This window comes from Thermohalobaculum sediminis (genome assembly GCF_023487995.1).
Taxonomy (GTDB): Bacteria; Pseudomonadota; Alphaproteobacteria; order Rhodobacterales; family Rhodobacteraceae; genus Thermohalobaculum; species Thermohalobaculum sediminis.
In genome coordinates, this window is the sequence record NZ_JAMFKN010000023.1 from 1 (window position 1) to 6,183 (window position 6,183).

5 protein-coding genes are annotated in these 6,183 nt (G+C 58.3%); all 5 read right to left on the minus strand.

Annotated features, from left to right (window positions below; genetic code table 11):
* Positions 1 to 198 precede the first annotated feature (198 nt).
* Positions 199 to 861, minus strand: coding sequence for a hypothetical protein (locus M1105_RS20170; RefSeq protein ID WP_249582176.1), 663 nt, complete (start codon positions 859 to 861; stop codon positions 199 to 201).
* Positions 862 to 875: 14 nt separating this feature from the next.
* Positions 876 to 1,550 carry a class I SAM-dependent methyltransferase gene (locus M1105_RS20175; protein ID WP_249582177.1) on the minus strand — a complete coding sequence of 225 codons (675 nt, stop codon included), beginning with the start codon at positions 1,548 to 1,550 and terminating at the stop codon, positions 876 to 878.
* A 1,024-nt stretch (positions 1,551 to 2,574) separates the two neighbouring features.
* A complete protein-coding gene (locus M1105_RS20180) occupies positions 2,575 to 4,146 on the minus strand; it encodes a mechanosensitive ion channel family protein (protein WP_249582178.1) in 1,572 nt (523 codons plus the stop codon).
* A gap of 287 nt (positions 4,147 to 4,433) precedes the next feature.
* Positions 4,434 to 5,276: a DUF2189 domain-containing protein gene (locus tag M1105_RS20185; protein WP_249582179.1), complete on the minus strand. Its 843-nt coding sequence runs from the start codon at positions 5,274 to 5,276 to the stop codon at positions 4,434 to 4,436.
* A gap of 449 nt (positions 5,277 to 5,725) precedes the next feature.
* A partial coding sequence (locus tag M1105_RS20190; protein WP_249582180.1) for a GlsB/YeaQ/YmgE family stress response membrane protein occupies positions 5,726 to 6,183 on the minus strand: 458 nt, incomplete at its 5' end.

Consider the following 6,183-nt stretch of genomic DNA (forward strand, 5'->3'; position numbering starts at 1 on the left):
GTCAGCTCGGCGCAGCCTGAAGGCCGACGTTGACAGCCAATCTGAGACTGGTTCGCATTGGTCTGACACCACCGCCATAAATCCATAAAATTCTATTGTTTGCCAAGGGTTTGAATGAATAACGGCAATTTATTTCCCCCACGATTTCCCCCATCGCTTCGTTAAAGCATGAGATCAGTGCGGGCGAATCCATCTGCCTCAGGACGTGAGAATGCTGAAGAGCCTCGACCGGAAATGCTCGTTCACGGCCTCAATTGCCTCCTGCACGGGAAACCCGAAATGCTCGTCAAGCTCCTCGCGCACAAGGCTGAATGGTTTTTTGATCGAGCATTCTCCATAATAAAAAATGATGTGAGCGTTAGCGTCGGAGACCTCAAGTCCCCGCTGCGCCCCATAGGATCTTAGGAGAACCTGAAGGCAAAGGAGGTCACGGAGGATGGACCTTCGTTTGCCAGAGTCGTGCAATCCAGCCCCTCGTTTCACCTCGTAGCCGGTCAGCTTTCCAGTCAATTTGTTGTAAACGATGGCGTCAACCTGCAGGGTCCTGCTGCCAGGCCGATAGGTTGTCTCGCTCCCGAAGATATGCGCTGGCTCGCCGATTGCGCTGTCAACAATATGGTCAGCAGTAGAAGGAACCTGAAATTGCTTGTCCTCCCAGACCTCGAAGTCCGGGTTCATTTTGAGCCGCTCTAGGATTGCTCGCTCAAGAATGAACCCATGCCGCTTGTAGGCGGAACTCATCACACTAACGATCCGAGAGAAGTGCGCACCGGCGATCGGGTCGGCCTTGAATCTCTTTCCGTTTAAGCCGGCAATCGTGGCTTCGACGGTTGGCTTTAATTTCTCAACAAGCTCATCCATCAAAGCTGGCCCCGCTATGCAAAAAGCTCCTGCTGTCTCGGATGATCGCTTCGATCACGCATTAAAAAATGCGCTTCATAATCACCCGCCCTCTCCAAAGACTTTCGGCATGGCGGCACCCAAGTCAACGCTGTTGGCGCCGTACAAGCTTTCTCCCAGATGACCCATGCGTAGCCCGTTGCCGTGCTTGCCTTCCTGTCAACACGCCCCTTTATCATCGGCACTCGCTCAGTGAACTGCGCGACCCTTGCCGGCGGAAACCGGGTAAACACCCTCTCGTAGCGGCCAACACTCTCAATGAAGACCGTCCGGACCAGCATAGCGACGCCTCGCCGCGCGATCGGGAGCGCCCGCAAAACGAAGTCTTCCGCGAGCCGGAAAGGTGGGTTCGTGATTACCCAGTCGAAAGCGCTTGCCTCATGAACGCTGGTGAGGAAGTTGGATACTGCCCCATAGCCGTAGGCATGGACGTCGGAAGCTGAAACCTCTTTAAAGTACTCGGAAAGCACTTGGGCCATGTGCCCTCGGCCACATGCGGGCTCAAGAACCGAGAGCTCACCCGCTCCTGAGTCTTGCTCGATCACATGCTCGATCAGCGCTCGCGTCGCCCATGGAGGAGTAGGGAAATCATCCAGGCTATCGCGAGGTTCTGCGCGTTGCGCCATCACGGCGTGCGATGTGTTCTGCATCGGGACCCCAACCTTAAGAGGCATCTGCCTGCCCCTTCATTTTGATCTTAGGGATCAAAGCATGTGGCTCCCGGGCTTACCAGTCTTGACTTTTGTTTTTGCTTTGTTCCCGCGGCTGGCGTCGCTCTCTCGCGGCCGATTTCCGGCATCTCTCACGACAGAACCGGGCATCCGCGCGCCGAAATACTGGAATCTCTTCACCACAGTGCCGGCAGCGCCAAGCTCCCCAATAAAGCCTCTGCGCGATCCTCTGCATCCGCTTGATGCGGTTCTTGCGGTTCCCGTCTGCCCAGACCTCGCAGAGGACATGAACGGAACCGTCCTCATGGACTTGAACCTCTATGCCGTGGGGGTCGGGGCCGGGCATTGGCGGTATCCTCTACTTTGAAGGCCAGAGGCGGGTTAAGGCCCTGTTCTGGAATGCCGGTCAGGATTGACTGGTCTCGCTCTGACGTCCTGACCAGGGGGCGGTCAAATCCTAGGAAGATCGGCTGGCGGGACCTGCGGTGGCTTCCGAATGTCAACGCTAACACGGATTTTCCATGCTTCGTCGCTGCAGGCCCGTTCCCGAATGCTTCGGCACTAAGCGCTGACTTCAATTGCGGCGCTAAAGCGATGATGCCCTCGATGTGTCGGCGTCGGCCGAACCTGCCGTTCGTGTTCAATGCGGCGAAGGTCTCAATCGAGCCCATACCGGACGCGCCGCATATCCGCTGTACGCGCACGCAAAACGGCGAACGGTTGCGGGGTTCAAGACTGATGCTGCGGCGCATTCTAAAGAGCAGCCATTCGCTGCGGGTGCGTTGTGTCTACTGTCCAACTTGACCACTTTCCTACCCTCCGCCACGTTTTGATGCGGATCGGGAAAGGACCTACCGACGCCCACTGAAACAGGGCATTGGCTCTTAAAACCTCACGGCGGAGCGCCGCGTCCTTTCATCAATTTCAGTCCTCAAGGCATATATTCGAACTGGGGCCACGCCCTGCGCAGCGTGCCCGGTGCTGTAGCCTCAGTGGTCTGGTTTCAGATCTCCCGGAGCGCTTGGCGGGTCTCTCCCTGACCATCACCGACTGTGGTCGACCTCAGGTGTATGTCTCGCTGCGGATATGGGATCGAAATCCCTGCGGCGTCGAAAGCCTGTTTTACCTGCTGCGTGAGATCCCAGTAGACGCTCCAATAGTCGCTGGTCTTCGCCCATGGGCGGCAGATGAAGTTGACAGAGCTTTCTGCGAGCTCGTGCACCCGCACGACCGGCGCGGGGTCGTCCATCACGAGCGGGTGAGCCTTCACCGTGTTCTCGATGACGCGCTGGGCCTCGGGGATGGAGTCCTCGTACGAAATGCCGAACACTAGATCGACTCGCCGCGTGTCGCTCGCGGTGACGTTGGTAATTACGTTGCCCCAGACGTTCTTGTTTGGGATCACGATGATCTGGTTGTCGGGTGTGACGACCGTGGTGGCCACGATGCTGACCGCTCTCACCGTACCGGCGACGCCGCCCACATCCACGTAATCTCCCTCGTCGAAGGGACGGTTGACCATGATCATGAGCCCGCTTGCCAGGTTTCCCAGCGTGTCCTGAAATGCGAAGGCGAGGATGAAGGAGGCGCCACCGATCAGTGCGAAGACCGGCGATATGTCGATTCCGAGCGCAGAGAGCACGACCATCAAGCCGATTGCGAGGACGATCCAGTAGACCACGGTCACGAGGAAGGCTTGCAGCAGCTTCGAAAGGTTCGGTACATGCCCGATCCAACGGCGCGCGAAACGGCGGACGACGCGGCCGAAGAAGAGTAGGCCCAGAAGAGAGGCGATGATCACCGTCACGTCTATGCCGAGCTGAATACCGCCGTCACGGTTGGTGAGCCACGACAGCGCTTGCGCAAGCAGGGTCTGGTAATCTGCGGTTCGCGTTTCCTCGATGATGATGGCGCTCCGATAGGCACGGTAGTCGGCGATCTCCTCAGGGTCGCCCCCCTTCTTTTCCCATGCGGCAATGACCTTCGAGTACTTGTCGAACAGAGCCTTGCGCGAATGCACGAGTTCCGTGAGGCGGGCACGCGCCGCGTCTTCGACCGTTCCCTCCGTCTTGTCGATCGCGATCTGCGCGGCCATGACCTCCTCGGTCTTTGTCTTCACGATCTTGAGCCATTCGGCGGTCAGGGCCGCGAGTTCCTCCTTGGTCATAGGGACGAGACGGTGTTCAAGCTCAGTGGGATCAATGTCGGGATCGAGTACTTCGGATGTCACGCCCGTCTCGGCATTTCGCGCGTTTTCATCGACAGCCGCTTCTGCGATCGCATCTGCAACGCTTGCAGCTGCGGCTTCTTCGACCGTCGGCGCCGTCTCCTGAGCAGGCGCCAGTGAAGCCACCACAGCAACGAGAAACGAGATGAACACAATACGGAACTTACATAAGGCACTTGGAAAGGAGATAACCTGAGGAACACTGGACATCGATTTTTCCCTGAAAGCCCCTGCGAACTCTTTCATGATGAGTGTTAACGCATAACAGGGATTCGAGAACTCCTTACGCGTCGGAAGTTTGTCCGAAAGCTCAAACTCAGCTTCGAGGCAATGAAGAACCTTGGGCATTCGCGTGTGGATCGGATCGTGCCGCATCTGCAAACGGCGGCTTCGTCCGCTGAGCAGCCATTGGTGCTGAGCGCGGCGAATGGCGTCTGTCCGCCCGGTCCTGCCGTAGCGTCGACGCCGCTCACGGCCTGAAGCCGACTTTCGAACGGCTTGCAGCGAAGGTCTCGAGCGAGCCTAAAAGCGAGCCTCGCAAAACTTCGGCCAATGAGGGCAACGCGAGCTTTGCGGCGGGTAGGCTTCTCGAGCCAATCATACAGAGGATGCGGACGAAAAAAGCATGCAGCTGCTCAAGGTGGTGGCTGGATAGATCGCCCCGCGGCTGGTGGCACGGCCCGCTGGTAGAGATGCCATGTGGTGTGGCCAAGGATCGGAAGGGTGAAGATCAGGCCCAGAAACGCCGGAACCAGCGACAACAGCATGGTGACCGAGATGATCGCCGCCCAGGTGAGCATGACCACCGGGTTTTCCCTGACGACGCGAATGGACGCGAGCATGGCGGAAACGACATCGATGTCTTCCCGGTCGAGCAGCATGGGCATGGCGACGACGGTCACCGTGAACAGAACAGCCGAAAGAAATGCGCCTACGCAGGTGCCGACAGCAAGGAATGTCCAGCCCTGCGGTGTGAAGAGTACGGTATGCGAAAACCCGTCAAAATCCGAGAAGGATGCATCTTGCAGGATGATCGCCAGCCAAAGCCGAACCTGGTACATCCACACCCAGAAAATGAACAGGGTGACAAACGCCATCCAGCCCATTTCGCGCTTACGTTGATTGGCCATGACGGTGAGGATTTCAGAGCAGCCGAAACTCTCTCCCTTCTGCGACCGGCGGGACATTTCATAAAGCCCAGCGGCGGCAAAAGGTGCAACCAGCGGAAACCCTACAGCGGCGGGAATGATCATCCAGACCTTGCCGAGCCAGACCAGGCACCAAACGAACAGGATTCCGAAAACCGCATAGAAGAGGCCGAAGAAGCCGCTCATGAGGGGGCGAGCCAGAAAGTCGGAAAATCCGGCCTTCAGCGACGCTGTTATATCATCCGCAGTCACCTTATTGACCTTGGGCATGGCCCGCTGCTGCGGCGTAAGATTGTACGGTGGTGTGGAACCCGTGGTCTTGGATGTCATGACACGCTCCTCCCGAAGCATGGCGCCGCGCTGGTCCGTTCGCCAATAGCCCCAGCGCCGAAACAGACATCCCCCCGTCTGCACAAAAGCTAGTATTAGGTGAGGCATAAGGGCAAGGGGGGAGTATGGCAGCTAAGTTCGCACCCCGGTCGCCCACGGAGCACAGGCTCAACGGCCGCTGCTGGTAGATGCGGTCATTCCCAACGAGGGCGCTTTTCGGCTCCTTGGAGCCCAAAGCAGAAGCTGCGGGCACCGAAACGAGTGTCTCCTCTGAGCGTCAGCTAAATTGATGGCGAACGCGATGCGCCCTGCCTGCAACGCGCCAAATGGCGGGTGTGAATTTTGAGGGATCGTCGCGCGACCGTATTCACAGCCGCCCGAGCCACGCCATCTGAGGCGTCGACGCTGCAAGCTGTAATGTCCGCCTCCGATCGCTCAAGAAGAGGTTGTCAGCCTTTGGCCTTCCTGACTTGCCGAACGATCAGGATCAGCAGGACTGCGCCCATGAGTGCGGCCACGAGGCTGCCGACAGCGCCGCCAATCGAGATGCCGAGCAGGGGCAAAGCGTGGCTGGCGAGGATCGAGCCTCCAATGCCGAAAGCCACATCCCCCCAGAAGCCTGTACCGCTGCCGCCGACAATGAGGTCAGCAAGCCAACCAACCACGGCGCCGATTACGATCGCGATTGCGAGCCCAAGGACGAGACCAACGCCTGCTCCGACGATCGTCCCAGCGTCTTGCTGTGCCGAGGCTGGCAGTGCTGTCAGTGCAAGCCCGATAGCCAGACAGCACGCTCTATGGGGTTTCGTTTTCATAATGATGATCCTGCTGGTCCTGTCAGAGAAACCCGGCTTGAGGCGGGGTGGCAACCTCCCTACCCTCTCAGGATGACCAAGCCGAACCCATT